We start from the raw sequence: 18,378 nt of genomic DNA, 5'->3' as shown, positions 1-18,378 counted from the left end.
TTATTTGTTAATAAAATCTTTTGGGAGTTTATGTAACTCAGAAGCAGGTAACTGTTTAAAATAGTTATAGGTTATTTTTAAGCCCTCGGCTCTATTTACTTTTGGTCCCCAATTAAGTAACGCTTTCGCCTTGCTGATATCTGGCTGGCGTTGTTTAGGATCATCAGCTGGTAAAGGTTTATATACTATTTTTTGTTGTGTACCCGTAAGTTGAATTATTTCTTCCGCAAAATCTTTTAAAGAAATTTCATCTGGGTTACCAATATTTACTGGTTCGGCACAGTCGCTCATCAGTAACCTATAAATGCCTTCTACCAAATCATCTACGTAACAAAAACTTCTGGTTTGGCTACCATCACCAAATACTGTTAAATCTTCACCACGTAATGCTTGACCAATAAATGCAGGTAATGCCCTTCCATCATTAAGCCTCATACGAGGGCCGTAGGTATTGAAAATGCGTACAATTCTTGTTTGTACTTGGTGAAAAGTATGGTAGGCCATGGTAATAGCTTCTTGAAAGCGTTTGGCTTCATCGTACACCCCCCTTGGCCCTACGGGGTTTACATTACCCCAATAATTTTCAGTTTGTGGATGCACTAATGGGTCGCCATATACTTCACTGGTACTTGCTACTAAAATTCTGGCATTTTTTGCTTTGGCTAATCCCAAACAGTTATGCGTACCTAATGAACCTACTTTTAATGTTTGAATAGGTATTTTTAAATAATCGATTGGACTTGCTGGTGAAGCAAAATGCAAAATATAATCAAGATGCCCAGTTACATGAATAAACTTAGAAACATCGTGATGATAAAATTCAAATTGAGGTAATTTGAATAAATGTTCAATGTTTTTTAAATCGCCAGTTATAAGATTATCCATGCCTATTACATGATAACCTTCGTTAATAAAGCGATCACTTAAATGTGATCCTAAAAAACCAGCAGCACCTGTTATGAGTATTCTTTTTTGCAACTAAATAATGTTTTATTTATTTGAAATTATTTTACGACCAATACTTTCATAATGGTAGCCCAACTCTTGCATTTGCGCTGGATCAAACACATTGCGACCATCAAATATTAATTTATTTTTTAAGGCACTACTAATTTTTTCAAAATCAGGAGTTCTAAATTCGTTCCACTCTGTTGCTATTAATAGAGCATCAGCATTAAAAAGTGCTTCATATTGGTTATTTGCGTACACAATTTTATTGCCATAAACACTAATGGTGTTATTGATAGCTTCGGGATCAAACACAGCAATTGTTGCACCTTCCGCAAGTAGTGCATCTATCATATAATAAGCTGGTGCTTCTCTCACATCATCAGTATTTGGCTTAAAAGCTAAACCCCACAAAGCAAAATGCTTTCCTTTTAAATTGTTATTAAAGTATTTTTTTATTTTAGGAATGAGATGTAATTTTTGCATTGCATTTACATCCATTACAGCATCTAATATTTTAAAATCGTAGTTGATATCATCGGCTGTTTTAGCCAAAGCTTGTACATCTTTAGGGAAGCAGCTACCACCATAACCAATACCAGGGAAAAGAAATCGTTTTCCAATTCTATCATCACTACCAATACCTTTACGTACCATATCAACATCGGCCCCTAAACGCTCACACATTTGAGCTATTTCGTTCATGAAACTAATTTTAACGGCTAAAAAAGCATTGGCTGCGTATTTGGTTAATTCTGCTGATTTTTCATCCATAAAAATTAAAGGGTTTCCTTGGCGTACAAAAGGAGTGTACAAATCGTTCATCACTTTTATAGCTTTAGGTGCTGTAGTGCCAATAACAACCCTATCAGGCTTCATAAAATCATCTACAGCAACACCTTCACGTAAAAATTCTGGATTGCTCACAACATCAAAGCAGTGCTCAATATTTTTACCTGCTTGGTGTATTGTTGCACTTGCTACAATTGCATTATGAACTTTATCAGCTGTGCCCACTGGTACGGTGCTTTTATCAACTATTACTACATAGTTGTTTGGGTTTAATAGTTTGCCTAAATCATTAGCTACTCCTAAAATATATTTTAAATCTGCTGCACCATCAGCACCTGGCGGAGTTGGTAGTGCTAAAAAAATAATTTGAGCATCTACAATAGCATCCGCCAATGATTGGGTAAATTTTAAACGACCTTCTTTTTGGTTTCTTAAAAATAGTTTTTCTAACCCTGGTTCATAAATCGTTATTTCACCAGCGTTGAGTTTATTTATTTTTTGTTGATCAACATCTACGCAAGTAACTACATTACCTGTTTCAGCAAAGCAGGTGCCTGTAACCAAACCAACATAACCCGTACCTATAACTGCAATTTTCATATAAAATTATGCTTGTTTATTTATGAATTCAATTACATGCTGTGCAATGAATGTTTGTTGTTCTTCATCAAGCTCCGTATGCATCGGTAATGAAATTACCCTTTTTGTGAGCCAATCGGTAATAGGTAGTTCGTAGTGGTTATCTTCAAAAATGTCGAACATTTTTTGTTTATGAGCTGGCACTGGGTAATAAATCATTGACGGTATATCATGTTCAGCTAAATATTTATTCAGTGCATCTCTATCAGTATCATGTAATATTAAAGTATATTGATGAAACACATGGTTATTATTGGTAGCTCTAAATGGTACTTCAATTTTTGGGTTGTTGGCAAATGCCTTATCATAAAAGTCTGCAGCTTTTCTTCTTGCTGCAATATATTCATCTAAATGTTTGAGCTTAATGTCTAAAATTGCTGCTTGCATTGCATCTAAACGTGAGTTACAACCAACAACATCATGATAATATTGACGGCTTTGTCCGTGAGATGCAATCATTTTCAATTGTACAGCTAGTGCATCATCATTTGTAAAAATAGCACCACCATCACCAAAAGCACCTAAGTTTTTTGAAGGGTAAAAAGAAGTACAACCAATATGACCAATACTGCCTGTTTTTTTAACGGTTCCATCAGAAAAAGTGTAATCATTCCCTATCCCTTGGGCATTATCTTCAATTACAAATAAGTTATGTTTAGCTGCAATTTTCATGATGGCTTCCATATCAGCCGCATGGCCGTATAAATGAACAGGAACAATTGCTTTGGTTTTAGGTGTTATTGCTTTTTCAACCGCAATAGGGTCAATACAAAAAGTTTTTTGATCCACTTCAACAAACACAGGTTTAATGCGAAGTAAAGCAGCTACTTCAACAGTAGCTATGTAAGTAAAAGAGGGTGTTATTACTTCATCGCCAGGTTGTAAACCTAGGGCCATCATGGCAATTTGTAAAGCATCAGTACCATTTGCACAAGGAATTACATGTTTTGATTGATGGTATGTACCCAAATTATTGGCAAAACCGTTCACTACATCGCCCCCAATAAATCGAGAACTTTCCATTACAGCAATTACTGCTGCATCTACTTCTGTTTTTATTTTAAGATACTGTGATTTTGTATCTACCATTTGTAATTGCTTCATACATGCTTTTTTGCGGCTGCAAAGATACAATTATTGCTCACTGAATGTACCACCCCTCAACAATTGGTTTAAGCCAATATTTGCCTTTACTTTTGCTGTAACCAATTTGTTATTGATGCTGTTTTTTTATAATTTATTTATTGCGTTGTACCAATTAGGTGTACGTATTGCAAGTTTTAAAAGTACAAAGGCTACTTTATGGCTTGAAGGAAGAAAAAATATTTTCAATAAACTTCAAGTATGGCGTAACGAACTACCAGCTGATAGTAATATTATATGGGTACACTGTGCAAGTTTGGGCGAATTTGAGCAAGGGCGCCCCGTTATTGAGGCCTTAAAAAAAGATTATCCTTTACATAAAATTTTACTTACTTTTTTTTCGCCAAGTGGGTATGAAATTAGAAAGCATTATCCGCAGGCAGATGGGGTTTTTTACTTGCCAATGGATGGTAAACGAAATGCCCAACGTTTTCTTGAAATTGTACAACCTGCATTGGTAATTTGGGTAAAGTATGAGTATTGGTATTATTACCTCACTACTTTAAAAACAACAGGGGTTCCTGTATTGTTGGTATCAGCAGTTTTTAGGGCTAGTCAGCCATTTTTTAAATGGTACGGTGGTTTATGGAAAAAAGTACTGCAAAGTTTTGAAACCATTTTTGTACAAAATGCTTCATCAATTGAGCTTTTAACTGAAATTAAATTGGCTCAAAATGTAGTATTAGCAGGCGATACAAGGTTTGATAGGGTAGTGGCTGTTGCGGCTACCACTCATTCGCTGCCTGAGTTGGTGATACAATTTTGTGCAAATAGTACAGTGATAGTGGCAGGCAGTACTTGGGAAGATGATGAAGAAGTTTTAAAACATTTTATAGTACAACACCCCCACATAAAATTTATTATTGCACCACATGAAATTGACGAGGAGCATTTATTTTCAATAAAAAAAATATTGCCACAGGCAGTTTTTTACACAACGCTCAAACAACATGATGTTACCGCTCAAGTGTTGGTGATTGATAATATTGGCATGTTAGCATCACTATATAAAATAGCCACTATTGCTTACATTGGTGGGGGCTTTAATGATAGTGGCATTCATAATATTTTAGAAGCGGCTGTGTATGGTATGCCTGTAGTATTTGGACCGGAGTATCACAAATTTTCTGAGGCATTGGCATTGGTGCAACAAAAAGGCGCTTTTAGTGTTGAAACAGCCCTTGAGCTTGAAAATACTTTAAATGATTTACTCATTAATACTAACACATACGATAAGGCTTGTAATGTTAATAAAGCTTATGTGTTACAAAATAAAGGTGCTACAGAAAAAATTATGTCGCATATTTATGCAAAACGCCTTTTAACCAATTGATCAAATTGTTGTACGGTATCGTTTTGATCGCTCCAACCGAGTTTCAGTTTTAATTCTCTTCTTATCCAATATTCTGCTTCTGGGTAAATGGCGAAATTATTGATGGTTTTAATACTGCGTTCGTACATAGCCTCATCACCCCTAAATAATTCATTTAAAAACCTAAACCTGTCGTTGATGCCGATGGCTTTTTTTAAATCTTTTACTGGTGCATCTTTTAAACTATCACTGAGCTCATGTTGGGTTGATTTTAAAACATCGTTTAAGGAAGTATTGTTGGTAGGTATTACCTCGTTAATTTCTTTTTTAGGTACATCATCAGTATTTAAAGCAACTGGCTTTGCCGTAGGTAAAGGCATTGTTGTTTCAATAGCAGTAGCAACTGGTGTAGCTGATTGTCTGTTTACCATGGTCGGAATTTCATCTAACACATCAAATGTTTGTACAGGTTTATTTTGATAAATTAAATGGTTACGCTCTTCCGCTATTTTTTTTATTTCTTCTAATTCAGCCTCAACTTCAGCTTCATCAACCTGTAGCATTACTACTGTTTTTTCTTCAACGGCTGTAGCTTCGTTGGGTGTTGCTTTTAAAGGAGTGGGGTTATTGTGTTTTGCAATATGAATGGCTGTACTCCTTGCGTTTGTCATTGTTGGCGGCGTTATTGTTTTTAAATGCAATAACTCTGACTCTAACATTTTTACAATATTCAACAACTCATTTATAGAGGCATTGTGCTGCAGTTTTGAAGCTAAAAGGTTGCTCAATGTTTCCACTCTATCCATTTGCAATTTTTTTATTTTTGAAGCTTAAACAATAAAATAATTTTTTATTTGCTTCGATTATATTCCTAATCTTTGCAATACTGCGTTAAAGTTACGCAACACTATCAAAAAAAAGTAAGAATGTTTATAGAACCTAATTTAAAGGGAGAAAGAAAAGGTTGGATTGAAGTGATTTGTGGTAGTATGTTTAGTGGTAAAACAGAAGAGCTTATTCGTAGATTAAAAAGAGTTAAGATAGCCAATTTAAAAGCTGAAATTTTTAAACCTGCTATTGATGTACGCTATGATGAAGTAAATATTGTTAGTCATGATACCAATAGTATACACAGCACACCCGTTGAAAATGCACATAGTATTTTATTAATGGCACAAGATGTTGATGTTGTGGGTATAGATGAAGCCCAGTTTTTTGATGAAGAAATTGCTTATGTATGTGAACAGTTAGCTTTAAAAGGCATAAGGGTTATAGTGGCTGGTTTAGATATGGATTATTTAGGAAAACCATTTGGCCAAATGCCTAACCTACTTGCCGTGGCGGATTATATCACCAAGCTGCATGCCGTTTGTATGCGTTGCGGTGGCATGGCAAGTATATCATACCGTAAAATTGCAACTGGCGGCCAAGTGCTACTTGGTGAAAAAGATATTTATGAGCCACGTTGCAGAGAATGTGCTCAACTGCCTGCATAATTAAAAAACGAAGCCCACAATTATACATGTGGGCTTCGTTTTTAATGAAAATATTGTTTTACAATACGGTTATTTTTTTGATATTGTTTTCATCTAATTTAATAAAATAAGTACCTGGCGCCATATTAGGCAACTTAAAGTTGATGCTGTTGTTACCTTCAAAACTAGTTATTTTTTGACTGTAAATATTTCTACCACTTAAGTCTGTAACTATAATTTGCTTTGGACTGTTGGTTGCCTCTGTAAATTGTAGTGTAATATTGCCGCCTCTTGCAACTGGGCTCGGGTATACATTGAAAGTATTGGGTGTTTTATTATCTTTTATAGAAATGAAGCCGTTATTTGTTGGATCATCAATAAAGTTAACACCACTAGTTGAAGCCCTTAAAGTATAACAACTTGTACTATTTGCTCCATTGTAACCATATACTTGAACATAGTAAGTAGCTGCAGCTGTAGATGTATTGTACTTAACAGTTTCAGCCGTAGTACCACCATTTTGAGAAATACCCAACTGTGTGCCTGCGCTATTATATAAACGTACATCATAATCAGCAGGTAAATTACTTACTGTTACTTGTACTTTAGGTGCAGCTGCTGTAGTTGTAAATGTAAACCAGTCTTTATCGGTTGTACTGCTAATTTTTGCAGTAATATCCACATTTTTAGTGATGGCTTTTGCAGCTGTTCTGGTTTCATTTGTTTCATATGCATCAGTACAAGTAGGAGGCGTTACGGTACCGCCTACACCTACGGCAGTCCATGCATTAGCAGTTTGTACAGCCTCTACGCTACCCACTCCATATAAATCTTCAGCGGCTTTTATTCCAAAAGTTCTTGCATCAGCAAATTTTGAGGTAGATATTAAATAGAAGCTGTTGAGTCTGTAAGCAATAGCACCTGCTTTATCAATACCAATTGCTGTTACATTAAAAGCAGTGCCTTTATCATTAGTGCCGCTACCGCCTACTGATAATAAATAAAACCAATAATTTAAAACACCACTATTGGTATGTACACCACCATTATCAGCAGTGCCCGTATACCAATAGGTACCTTGGTAGGTATCTGGTTGGCTAAATTGATTAGGGTTACTCATGCTTCTAAATGCTGCGCCAATATCTTCACCAATTAACCAATTGGCTCTTGTTGAACGAGCATAAAATTCAATAGCAGTTCCAAAAATATCGCTGAAACCTTCGTTCATAGCACCTGACTCAGTTGAATAGGCCAAGTTTGATGAATATTGTGTAACGGCATGGGTAATTTCATGGCCTGCAATATCCAAAGCTGTTAAAGGTTTGTAAGTTGCGTTTCCATCACCGTAGCTCATTTTGCTACCATCCCAAAATGCATTAACATTATCAGGGTAACCTTGTGCTGTTAAGCTGGTGTGTACATAACTTTTTAATATTAACCCTGCATTGTCAACACTGTTACGGTTGTAGCGGCTAAAATAATAATCATATGTTTTTTCAGCACCCCAATGAGCATCGGTTGCATATTGGTCTAAATTAGTGTTAACGTTATTCCAATTATTATCAGCATCAGTAAAATCAACGGCTGCGGCATAGTTTGCGCCAGCTGTTTTCATATTAAAAGTTTGAATACCATTACCTCTGCCAACTTCTCTTAAGCGATAGGTAGTTCCGGTATAATCGCTGGTAATAGCTTGTGAGCCACTATATGCTGTTACAGCTGTACCGGGTGCATTCGTAGTATGTATTATTTCTCTTCTTCCAAGTATTGAACCATCGTTCGCATCAACAAATACAATATTTCTGCTGGCAGGGTAAGCAGCATAAATATCAAATTTATAAGCTAGGCGTAGTTGTGAAGGAATTACTTCTTCTTCACCACTATAAAAAACCAATTCGCCTTTTGGTAAGTAAGTAGCGTTTACATCATTTTTTTCTTGTTTTATGAAGGCTTCATCTGTAGGTACTTCCCATTTATACTGTTGAGCGCCAATTTCGCCTTTAGCAGCCGCTAATGCAATTTGTTGATTTAACATAGGGACTGCTTTTAATAACGAAGGAAAATCTTTTATCCATTTACCATTTTCTGATAAAATTTGATCATTTTTTACATGTGCAACATAGGTAGCATTTTCAACAGGTATATTTAAATAGGTTTGTTGGTACCTGTAATGAAAAATGCCCAATTCATCTTTATCAGACCTTATGAGTTGCACATTTGATGTAGTGTTGGTTTTTCCATTTTCGTCTGCAATAATGATCGCTCCTTTAGTAAAACTAACGGGTGCATTTTTAAAATCTACATACGAAGGATACATACCTGGTAACCCTTTTTGAACATCTTGAGCCATTGTTGCCATTGATAATAGTAGGCTACCAGCTAGAAAATTGAATTTTAAATTTCTTTTCATAAATAGTTGTTTTGGTGATAGTTAAAATCCTCCATTAAATTTAATAATAAAATTTTGTTAAAAAATCAAGTACAAATACGCTTTCTTTACTTTAGTATTTTAAATATTACTTGTAGTATGCTTACGATTTTAAATGAATGATATCAGCTTTTGGGTTTTCATAAACAATACATTTACTTGTGACTTTTCAGCAACCTTTATTGATTATGTATAGCATTATTATATTGCAATTTGAATGCAACATAAAAGTGTTTATTTTGCAATGTGGTTAAACGCATATTTGCTTTATTGAAAAAAGATTTGCTGCTTGAGTTACGAAAGCAACATACTTTTTATGGTATACTATTATATATAGCTGCTACCATTTTTGTATTGTATTTATCGCTGCCTGATAGTCCGGATGCAGTAATTTGGAATAGTTTATTTTGGGTAATACAACTATTTGTTTGTGTAAATACGGTTGCTAAAAGTTTTTTGCAGGAGAGTAGCGGTTTAATGTTATACTACTATTCCATAGCTTCACCTACTGAGTTTATCATTGCAAAATTATTATTTAATGTAGTATTAATGTTACTGATGAGTAGCCTTAGTTTACTACTGTTTTTCATCTTCTTAAATAACCCAGTTGAACATGTAGGTGCATTTTATGCCATTGTTTTGTTGGGTGGCACAAGCATTAGCTTAACGTTTACATTAATGAGTGCTATTGCAGCGAAGGCGCAACAAAATGCAGCATTAATAGCCATTTTAGGTTTCCCAGTTATTTTACCTCAGTTATTGTTGTTAATGCGTTTAAGTAAAGCTGGTTTAGGTGAAGTATTTAGATCTGGTGCATTTTTGCAGCTGTCTGGCCTAATATTGGGGTTAGATGTATTGGTTTTTGTACTTGCAGTGATTTTGTTTCCATATTTATGGAAAGATTAATGTGTTGTAAAAGCCTTGGGCATCTTTTTTGTTTATTAGTGTATCTTTAAAATAAAAATTACTCTACAACATGAAACTTTTTTTATTCATTTTTACTTGGGCAATTTTACTTCAAACGGTTGTTTTTGGCCAAACCAATAGCCAACAACAAAACGCATCACAACCTAAAGATGCGCCTATAAACGTAACAATTACAGATTTTAAAAAAAATGTGTTGGTACATGAAATTGTAGTGTTTAGAAGCCAGCTTACGCAAAAAGAATATCAGGGAATGAGCCAAGATAACGGGCAATTTTCTTTGCGATTACCTGCAGGTGATAAATATGAAATTTTTATTCTAGGTTTTAAAGATTCTACCAGCTATAATGTGTTAGAAATACCTGCGTTACCTGCCAATGCATCTTACAAAAATCCATTTGTGGTTGATATACAATTTCAGCCTTCAAAAACTTTTGTTTTAGAAGATGTAAATTTTGAAACTGGTAAAGCTGATTTAAAGCCCGAGTCGTTTGCTGTTTTAGATGAGTTGGTGGCTTATTTAAATAGAAAAGATGATGAGCGTATAGAAATTGGTGGGCATACTGATAACGTTGGTAAACCAGCAGCTAATATTTTATTATCAATGGAAAGGGCCAAAACAGTTATGGCTTATTTAATAACAAAAGGCATAAGTGCAAATCGCTTAACTGCAAAAGGTTATGGTAGTACCGTGCCAGTAGCTTCAAATGCAACAGCAGCAGGTAAAGCTCAAAACAGGCGTACAGAGGTTAAAATTTTAGAATAACTGCCGAAAAAAACTGTACTTTTGCCACTCAAAATTGCTCAATTTATTAAAAAATAGCTCAAAATTCGATTGTTTTTTAATTGAAAATCATCATTTTAGCGAAAATTATTACTGATTTTTAGCTACAATGTATTTTTTTAGTATTTAATTAAAATAATACTCTTATCTTTGCGCTCCGAAATTTATGGCTAAACAGGCACTCATTAAACAAGACGGATCAATAGTAGAAGCGCTAAGCAATGCTATGTTCAAAGTAAAGCTGGAAAACGGCCACGAAATATTGGCTACCATTTCTGGAAAAATGAGGATGCACTACATCCGTATTTTACCAGGCGATAAAGTGGGGGTTGAAATGAGCCCTTATGATTTAACAAGGGGTAGAATCATTTTCCGCTATAAATAGTAAGGTTATACAGTTTGAATTATTATAAGTTAAAAGTAAAAACTAATCAAAATGAAGGTAAGAGCTTCAATTAAAAAACGCAGCGCTGATTGCAAAATTGTGAGAAGAAAAGGGCGTTTGTACGTTATCAACAAAAAGAATCCTCGTTTTAAGCAAAAGCAAGGATAATCAATCTTTATTTGAAAATTAAAATTTAAAATAGCATATGGCTCGTATTGCCGGTATTGATCTGCCAAAAAACAAAAGAGGTGAAATAGGGTTAACATACATTTATGGTATTGGTCCTAGCACAGCTACATACATACTTGAAAAAGCAGGTATCGACGTAAACAAGAAAGTAAATCAATGGAATGATGATGAACAAACGGCTATCCGTAATATCATCAACAATGAATTTAAAACTGAAGGTGCTTTACGTAGCGAAACACAAATGAATATTAAGCGTTTGTTAGATATCGCTTGTTACCGTGGTTTACGTCACCGTAAAGGTTTGCCAGTTCGTGGTCAACGTACTCGTACTAACAGCCGTACAAGAAAAGGTAAGCGTAAGACAGTTGCCGGCAAAAAGAAAGTTGCTAAGAAATAATCAATGATAATTTCGAATTACGAAGTATTGTTTGGTAATAGCTAATGGCTGTAACTAAAAATGCGTTCGTAATTCGTTGTTTATATATGGTCTTGTTTTTATTGATGTAACGCCAGATAGTAAGCGACCGACAGGAGGGTTACAGCAACCTCAACAATTGAGGAAATTTATTTAACGAATACCTACATTTAAAAAATGGCAAAAGCACAAGGCGGCAAGCAAGGCGGAAAAGCAGCTGCAAAAAAGAGAGTAGTAAAAGTTGAAAGTCATGGCGATGCACACATCGTAGCTAGTTTCAACAACATCATTATCAGTTTAACTAACAAGCAAGGTCAAGTAATTTCTTGGTCATCTGCAGGTAAAATGGGTTTTAGAGGTTCAAAAAAGAACACTCCATACGCTGCACAGATGGCTGCCGCTGATGCTGCAAAAACAGCATCTGATGCAGGTTTGAAAAAAGTAGATGTTTTTGTGAAAGGACCAGGTAGTGGTCGTGAAGGTGCTATCCGTTCATTATCACAAAATGGTATTGAAGTAGCTTCAATTAAGGATATTACGCCAATTCCTCACAACGGTTGTCGTCCTCCAAAAAAGAGAAGAGTATAATAATAGTATGTTGCTCATGCAGCTTACTTTTCACATATTTTATTAAAAGGGTGCATCATTCATTTTAAAAGGTCTTTATAATGATGCATCGTCACTAAAAGACCGCTACAACAATTATGGCACGTTACACTGGCCCCAAAACAAAGATTTCACGTAGATTCGGTGAATTGATTACTGGAAACGGTAAATGGTTAACTAAAAACAGCAACCCTCCGGGTATGCACGGCGGAAACAAAAAGCGTAAAACGCCGAGTGAATATGCTTTACAGTTATCTGAAAAGCAAAAAGCTAAGTACACTTACGGTTTGTTAGAAAAACAATTCCGTAAAACTTTCGAAGAAGCAGCTCGTAAAAAAGGTGTAACTGGTGAAAACTTAATTAAATTATTAGAAGCTCGTTTAGATAATACTGTTTACAGAATGGGTATTAGTGTTAGCCGTCAAGGTGCTCGCCAATTGGTAAGCCACAAGCACATTACTGTTAATGGTGAAGTTGTAAACATACCATCTTACAGTTGCCAACCTGGTGATGTAATTGGTTTGAAAAATAAAACTGCAGCTAACAAATCAATTACTGATAACTTAAGAGGTAAAAATCCTAAGTTTAACTGGGTTGAGTGGAACGAAGCTGAAATGAAAGGTACTTTTATCACTTATCCTGAAAGAGAAAGTGTTCCTGAAAATATTAAGGAACAACTTATTGTGGAATTGTACTCTAAATAATATTGATTGTGTAATACAAGTACTAGTTTGGTACTTGTATTACTACTTTCACACATTCCGGTACAGCGTTAGAAGCCGGTGCACAAATTTTTAAATTAAACTCAACAAATAAAAATGGCCATTTTTAATTTTGTTAAACCAGATAAAATTGTTTTACAAAAAGCAACAGATTTCGAAGCACAATTCGAGTTTCGTCCGCTTGAGCCAGGTTATGGCGTAACAATTGGTAACGCACTTCGCCGTGTATTGCTTAATTCATTAGAAGGTTATGCAATTACAGGTATCAACATCGCTGGCGCAGATCACGAATTTGCAACATTGAAAGGTGTTACAGAAGATGTTACAGAAATTATTTTAAACTTAAAGCAAGTTCGTTTTAAATTAATTGGCGATCAAGATATTACTTCAGATAAAGTAACCTTGTCTATCAAAAATAAAACTGAGTTTACTGCCGGAATGATTGGTGAAGTAACACCATTGTTCGAAGTAATGAACCCAGAATTATTAATTTGTACTTTAGATAACAGCGCAAAGTTTGATATCGAAATTACGATTGGTAGAGGTAGAGGTTATGTACCTGCTGAAGAGCATAAAGAAAAAAGTACACAATTTGGTTACATACCAGTTGACTCAATTTATACGCCTATTAAAAACGTAAAGTATTTAATAGAAAATACAAGGGTTGAACAACGTACTGATTTTGAAAAATTAGTAATGGATGTTGTAACTGATGGTACTATTCACCCAGAAGAAGCAGTTAAACAAGCTAGCCGTATTTTAATTCAACATTTGATGATCATTACTGATGAAAACATCACTTTTGATACCAAAGAAGATAAGAAAGAAGATATGGTTGATGAGCAAACTTTACAATTACGTAAAATGCTTAAAACACCGTTAGAAGATTTAGATCTTTCTGTACGTGCATTCAACTGTTTAAAAGCTGCAAAAATCAATTCATTAAGCGAATTAGTTCAGTACGAACAAGAAGATTTAATGAAGTTTAGAAACTTTGGTCAAAAATCATTAAGCGAAATTGATTCAGTTTTGCAAGATAGAGGTTTGAGTTTCGGAATGGATTTGAGTAAGTTAAAATTAGACGACGAATAAACTTTTAAAGTTTATTATTTCAAAATAAAATATACATTAACATCCGAAAGGATAGCCTGTAATTCCTGACCCGGTACAGGTATAAAAACAACAAACGTCATGCGTCACGGAAACAAAAACAACAATTTAAGTAGAACAGCTTCTCACAGAAAAGCATTGTTAATGAACTTAGGTTGCCAGTTAATTACTTACAAAAGAATTACTACTACTGTAGCAAAAGCAAAGGCTTTACGTACTTACATTGAGCCATTGATTACTAAAACAAAAGCTACTGAAAGTAAAGAAGCGATTATGCACAATCACCGTATTGTGTTTAGTTACTTAAACGATAAAGCAGCTGTTAAAGAATTATTTACTGTTGTTGCTCCTAAAGTAGTTGGCCGCCCAGGTGGTTATACTCGTATTATAAAATTAGGTGCAAGGGTAGGTGATAATGCTGAAATGGCGATGATTGAATTAGTAGATTTTAACGATGTGTACGGTAAAACAGTTGCAACAGCTGAAGAACCAGCTAAGAAAACTCGTCGTGCAGGTGGTGCTAAAAAGAAAGCAGCTACTACTGATGCAGTTGAAGCTACTGAAACAGCAACTGAAACATCTACTGACGAAAAACAAGATGCATAAGATGCAGTTCAATGAATTATATAAAAGCTCCGGTATTATTATCGGAGCTTTTTTATGACTTTTATTTTTATTAACCCATAATATTCAATAATGCAAGCGCAAACAAAAAAAGCTACCCTTTTATTGGCAGATGGTACCTTAGTTATTGGAAAAGCCTTTGGCAAAATAGGTACAGCTACAGGTGAAATTTGTTTTAATACTGGTATGACGGGTTACCAAGAAGTGTTTACAGACCCAAGTTATTACGGACAAGTATTAATAATGAACAGTGTACATACTGGTAATTATGGAGTGAACGAATTAGATGTTGAAAGCAATAGTGTAAAAGTAAAAGCAATTATTGGTAGAAATTTAGAAGAAAAGTTTAGTAGGTTTATGGCTACAGACTCACTTCAACAATACTTTGAGCAACAGCAAATTGTTGCTATTACAGATGTTGATACAAGAGCTTTGGTGGCACATGTACGCACTAAGGGTGCAATGAATTGCATTATATCATCAGAAACAGCCGATGTTACCATATTACAGCAACAATTAGCCGCAGTACCTTCTATGGATGGGTTGGAATTAGCATCTACCGTTAGTACGCAAGAAACGTATACATTAGGTGACGAAAACAGTGCTATAAGGGTAGCTGTACTTGATTTTGGTATCAAAAAAAATATTTTGCAATGCTTGGTTGATAGAGGTGCTTTTGTAAAAGTGTTCAACGCCAAAACAGGTTTTGAAACCTTGCATGCATTTAACCCAACAGGTTATTTTATTAGCAATGGCCCGGGTGACCCTGCTCCAATGGATTATGCAATTGCGACCGTACAACAAATAATGGCTACCAACAAACCTTTGTTTGGTATTTGCTTAGGCCATCAATTATTGGCATTAGCAAATGGTATTTCAACTTTCAAAATGCACCATGGTCACCGAGGTTTAAATCATCCTGTAAAGAATATTATAACAGGTAAAAGTGAAATCACTACACAAAATCATGGCTTTGGAATAGATGCTGATGCTGCAAAGAAAAACCCAAATATTGAGGTTACCCATGTTAATTTGAATGATAATAGTATTGAAGGCATACGTATTAAAGGTACCAAGGCATTTTCAGTGCAATACCATCCTGAAGCAACGCCAGGTCCGCATGATAGCAGGTATTTGTTTGATGATTTTATAGCATCAATGAAAAATTAAAAACATATTGAATGATAAAATGAAATAGCCATACTTATTATGGCTATTTTTATATTCAAATTTTTACAATGAAAATTGCCATTATAAATGGACCTAATTTAAATTTATTAGGCAACCGTGAAACCAATATTTATGGTACACAAAGTTTTGAAACCTATTTTGAAACCTTGCAAGCCATTTTTAAGGATGATGAATTAATTTATTTTCAAGATAATGTGGAGGGTAACTTGGTAACAGCTATTCAACAATTTGGTTTTAATGCAGATGCCATTGTGTTAAACCCTGCGGCTTATACACACACATCAGTAGCAATTGGTGATGCCGTTGCTGCAGTAACAGCAACGGTAGTGGAAGTACATATTTCAAATATTTTTGCAAGAGAATCGTTTAGACAAATCTCTCATGTATCAGCAAAATGTGCAGGCGTAATAAGTGGCCTAGGTCTTAAAGGGTACGAACTTGCTATACATTATATTAAATCGCAAGCAGTACCTGCTTAACAATAAGATTGTATTTTTTGTAAGTTGGTTGTAAATATTTCTAAGTTTTTAAATTGTGCTTGTATAAAACTATTATCATCAGGATTACCTAAAACCTTGTACATTTCAGCATTGGTTTCGTACACCATTTTTCTGTATGGGTTGGTATAATCTTTTGCTCTTGATTGTTGTATGCCTTTTACCATCCATGTTTTAGTAGCAATGGCTTGTGCTAATAAATTATTGAATAATACTGCTGTAAATTGACTACCCGTAATATCTAATATTTCCAGTAATGAACAATAGGCATGAGTGAGTTCATTACTTTGGTATGCAGCACCAACATCACGATAACGTTGGTGAACATCCGTCCAGTTATGAAACGTACCATTTACAACATCTTTTTTAAGTTGGTAAACTTCATCAACAGTCATTAATTGGCCTCCAATATTAAGCCATTCGGCTCTTTTGATAGTGGCTGATAAAGTAGCTTTGAACGATTCAAAATCTTCAAATTCATTATGTTCAAAATGTTTAGCCAAAGTACATACAGCATAAAATTGTATTAATTCGGTAAACATTTTTATTGATTGCGGTACTTTTATGATGGTAGTTTTTCTATTGGTATTTTCCCAACCGGTTGTGTGAGCAACTCCATCATTATTCACCTCTAATTGTTGCAGTTGATGTAGCGCATCAAAAATTTCGTTGATAGTATCAGGTGCTAAATAATCATATTCAATTAATTGAATTTTTTCGGTTCTACGATCCCTGTCTTTATACTTCCAAGCATTACGTTCTAGTGCATACATGTTGTACATAAACCAATAAGCAGGCATAACAACCAATTGATCGTTGGTAATATCATTACTGATTAAGCTAAACGGAATGGGTATGTTTAATTCTGCCGGAAAATCACCTTTTGCAATAATAGTAAATGAAGCAAATTTTGAATTATGTTTTAAGCTTACACATAAGCCAGGCCAAAAGCCTCGGCCAGCCTGAATTTCACCATCGGCACCCCTGCTATTGTGGTTACTACCAATTGTGGCACCTGCTGCAATATTACTTTGCCCCATTATTAAAGCAGCGCATAAAAAAGAGTTGTTGTGATGTTGCTCATGCGATGGAAAAATGAGTGAGTTTAATACTTCACAACATGAAATAGTTGAGTTGTTACCAAGGTAGGAGTTTATTAAACGTGCACCATATTTTAGCTGTGAGTGAGATGCAAGTACAAAACGAACTGCTTTTACACCATAAAAAATTCTGCAACCAAAGCCCACTATACCATTTACTAATTCGCAGCCTTCGCCAATTTGTGATTTTCGTTTTGCATCGCTATTGATGGTAACATTTTTGATTTTGTTTGCACCTTTTAAATAGGCATCACTACCAATCCATACATCTTTAATAATACCACAGTTTTTTATAACGGTACGTTCACCCACTTTACCGTAATAGCCTCTCTTGTTGTCTAACTCTTTTTGTGTAAAAATTTTAAATTGTTCCATCAGCGCATCATCTGCCCTGTATTTGCTCCACATATAAGCATCACCTGGTAACATACCGTTAAAAGGTAAAATACTGCGGCCTCCATTTTCGTTACAAACTTCTACCCAAGTTCTACTTCTTTCATCTTCACCTTCTTTGATGATGCCATTGCCAAACTTAGAATAATCAGTGGTTTCAAATTCGTTTACGTTGGCAATCATTACATCTTTTTCAATGATATAATGGCTCAAGTAACGAACATTATCTATACAAACATTATCGCCAATATCGCAGCTAATGATGGTACTATTATACAACCCTACAGGTAAGCGAAGGTTATGAAACTCACGATAGTTAGGTAACAATTCACCTATGCGTACCAAGCCATAAAAGCTACAGTTTTTAATGAGTGATGGGTTAAAGTTTTCACTTACTAAAACTTGTTCCCAATTGTCGGAGCTATTGCGATTTGCAATAAGTGCTTCAATTTGGGGTTGGGTAAGTGCTTTATATAACCTGCCATTATTTTGTATATCACGTATGTGGTATTCGTTTACACCTTCAGGTAAAAATTGAGGATCAATAAAATTATAACCTAACGTTTGTATTGGGTGTGTTTTTATTTCGTTCATGTAAGCAATAGTTTGGGTTTTTGAAATTGTTATATCTCAAAAACAATACCTCAAAAATTTGAAGCTAAAAAAAATGCATTAGATTAACTAATGCATGTAATAAAGTT

General features: G+C 34.8%; 19 protein-coding genes. 13 read left to right on the top strand and 6 right to left on the bottom strand.

The window, feature by feature from the left end:
* The 3 genes from ACFOWM_RS13010 to ACFOWM_RS13000 are packed head-to-tail and all read right to left on the bottom strand — an operon-like array spanning nucleotide 1 to nucleotide 3,483.
* Nucleotides 1–978 (bottom strand): UDP-glucuronic acid decarboxylase family protein, encoded by a 978-nt coding sequence (locus ACFOWM_RS13010; RefSeq protein WP_379710853.1) that lies wholly within the window; start codon nucleotides 976–978, stop codon nucleotides 1–3.
* A gap of 12 nt (nucleotides 979–990) precedes the next feature.
* A complete protein-coding gene (locus ACFOWM_RS13005; RefSeq protein ID WP_379710851.1) occupies nucleotides 991–2,340 on the bottom strand; it encodes a UDP-glucose dehydrogenase family protein in 1,350 nt (449 codons plus the stop codon).
* 6 nt (nucleotides 2,341–2,346) lie between these two features.
* Nucleotides 2,347–3,483 (bottom strand): DegT/DnrJ/EryC1/StrS family aminotransferase, encoded by a 1,137-nt coding sequence (locus tag ACFOWM_RS13000; protein ID WP_379710849.1) that lies wholly within the window; start codon nucleotides 3,481–3,483, stop codon nucleotides 2,347–2,349.
* Nucleotides 3,484–3,598: 115 nt separating this feature from the next.
* Between ACFOWM_RS13000 and ACFOWM_RS12995 the strand changes: the two genes are divergently transcribed.
* Nucleotides 3,599–4,855 (top strand): 3-deoxy-D-manno-octulosonic acid transferase, encoded by a 1,257-nt coding sequence (locus tag ACFOWM_RS12995; protein WP_379710847.1) that lies wholly within the window; start codon nucleotides 3,599–3,601, stop codon nucleotides 4,853–4,855.
* On the opposite strand, the gene ACFOWM_RS12990 is transcribed toward ACFOWM_RS12995, so the two are convergent.
* Nucleotides 4,828–5,640, bottom strand: a complete 813-nt coding sequence (locus ACFOWM_RS12990; protein WP_379710845.1) for a hypothetical protein — start codon at nucleotides 5,638–5,640, stop codon at nucleotides 4,828–4,830. The genes ACFOWM_RS12995 and ACFOWM_RS12990 overlap by 28 nt on opposite strands.
* A 120-nt stretch (nucleotides 5,641–5,760) precedes the next feature.
* On the opposite strand from ACFOWM_RS12990, the gene ACFOWM_RS12985 reads away from it, so the two are divergent.
* Nucleotides 5,761–6,330, top strand: coding sequence for a thymidine kinase (locus ACFOWM_RS12985; RefSeq protein WP_379710843.1), 570 nt, complete (start codon nucleotides 5,761–5,763; stop codon nucleotides 6,328–6,330).
* 58 nt (nucleotides 6,331–6,388) lie between these two features.
* Here the strand turns inward: ACFOWM_RS12985 and ACFOWM_RS12980 are convergent, their stop codons facing one another.
* Nucleotides 6,389–8,719, bottom strand: coding sequence for a M4 family metallopeptidase (locus ACFOWM_RS12980; protein WP_379710841.1), 2,331 nt, complete (start codon nucleotides 8,717–8,719; stop codon nucleotides 6,389–6,391).
* Nucleotides 8,720–9,007: 288 nt separating this feature from the next.
* Between ACFOWM_RS12980 and ACFOWM_RS12975 the strand changes: the two genes are divergently transcribed.
* From ACFOWM_RS12975 to ACFOWM_RS12925, 11 genes are all read left to right on the top strand, one after another.
* Nucleotides 9,008–9,643, top strand: coding sequence for a heme exporter protein CcmB (locus ACFOWM_RS12975; RefSeq protein WP_379710839.1), 636 nt, complete (start codon nucleotides 9,008–9,010; stop codon nucleotides 9,641–9,643).
* A 70-nt stretch (nucleotides 9,644–9,713) separates the two neighbouring features.
* Complete coding sequence (locus ACFOWM_RS12970) at nucleotides 9,714–10,427, top strand: OmpA family protein (RefSeq protein ID WP_379710837.1); 714 nt, start codon at nucleotides 9,714–9,716, stop codon at nucleotides 10,425–10,427.
* A 184-nt stretch (nucleotides 10,428–10,611) separates the two neighbouring features.
* Complete coding sequence (infA, locus tag ACFOWM_RS12965; RefSeq protein ID WP_379710835.1) at nucleotides 10,612–10,830, top strand: translation initiation factor IF-1; 219 nt, start codon at nucleotides 10,612–10,614, stop codon at nucleotides 10,828–10,830.
* Nucleotides 10,831–10,881: 51 nt separating this feature from the next.
* Nucleotides 10,882–10,998 (top strand): type B 50S ribosomal protein L36, encoded by a 117-nt coding sequence (gene ykgO / locus ACFOWM_RS12960; protein ID WP_255154769.1) that lies wholly within the window; start codon nucleotides 10,882–10,884, stop codon nucleotides 10,996–10,998.
* A gap of 37 nt (nucleotides 10,999–11,035) precedes the next feature.
* Complete coding sequence (gene rpsM / locus ACFOWM_RS12955) at nucleotides 11,036–11,416, top strand: 30S ribosomal protein S13 (RefSeq protein WP_379710832.1); 381 nt, start codon at nucleotides 11,036–11,038, stop codon at nucleotides 11,414–11,416.
* Nucleotides 11,417–11,611: 195 nt separating this feature from the next.
* On the top strand, nucleotides 11,612–12,022 hold the full coding sequence (rpsK, locus tag ACFOWM_RS12950; RefSeq protein ID WP_379710830.1) for a 30S ribosomal protein S11: 411 nt from the start codon (nucleotides 11,612–11,614) through the stop codon (nucleotides 12,020–12,022).
* Nucleotides 12,023–12,138: 116 nt separating this feature from the next.
* Entirely contained in the window at nucleotides 12,139–12,744 is a 606-nt protein-coding gene (gene rpsD / locus ACFOWM_RS12945; protein WP_379710828.1) for a 30S ribosomal protein S4, read from the top strand.
* Nucleotides 12,745–12,858: 114 nt separating this feature from the next.
* Nucleotides 12,859–13,854 (top strand): DNA-directed RNA polymerase subunit alpha, encoded by a 996-nt coding sequence (locus ACFOWM_RS12940; RefSeq protein ID WP_379710826.1) that lies wholly within the window; start codon nucleotides 12,859–12,861, stop codon nucleotides 13,852–13,854.
* A gap of 99 nt (nucleotides 13,855–13,953) precedes the next feature.
* Nucleotides 13,954–14,478 carry a 50S ribosomal protein L17 gene (gene rplQ / locus ACFOWM_RS12935; RefSeq protein WP_379710824.1) on the top strand — a complete coding sequence of 175 codons (525 nt, stop codon included), beginning with the start codon at nucleotides 13,954–13,956 and terminating at the stop codon, nucleotides 14,476–14,478.
* Nucleotides 14,479–14,568: 90 nt separating this feature from the next.
* Complete coding sequence (carA, locus tag ACFOWM_RS12930; protein WP_379710822.1) at nucleotides 14,569–15,666, top strand: glutamine-hydrolyzing carbamoyl-phosphate synthase small subunit; 1,098 nt, start codon at nucleotides 14,569–14,571, stop codon at nucleotides 15,664–15,666.
* A gap of 68 nt (nucleotides 15,667–15,734) precedes the next feature.
* Nucleotides 15,735–16,166 carry a type II 3-dehydroquinate dehydratase gene (locus tag ACFOWM_RS12925; RefSeq protein ID WP_379710820.1) on the top strand — a complete coding sequence of 144 codons (432 nt, stop codon included), beginning with the start codon at nucleotides 15,735–15,737 and terminating at the stop codon, nucleotides 16,164–16,166.
* Here ACFOWM_RS12925 and ACFOWM_RS12920 read toward each other — a convergent pair.
* On the bottom strand, nucleotides 16,163–18,271 hold the full coding sequence (locus ACFOWM_RS12920) for a DUF4954 family protein (RefSeq protein ID WP_379710818.1): 2,109 nt from the start codon (nucleotides 18,269–18,271) through the stop codon (nucleotides 16,163–16,165). The genes ACFOWM_RS12925 and ACFOWM_RS12920 overlap by 4 nt on opposite strands.
* Between the last annotated feature and the right edge of the window lie 107 nt (nucleotides 18,272–18,378).

The organism is Ferruginibacter yonginensis (assembly GCF_042651465.1).
In the GTDB taxonomy this organism is placed as follows: domain Bacteria; phylum Bacteroidota; class Bacteroidia; order Chitinophagales; family Chitinophagaceae; genus Ferruginibacter; species Ferruginibacter yonginensis.
The sequence above is the reverse complement of the archived record's forward strand: the minus strand, read 5'-3'. Positions and strand labels throughout refer to the sequence as shown.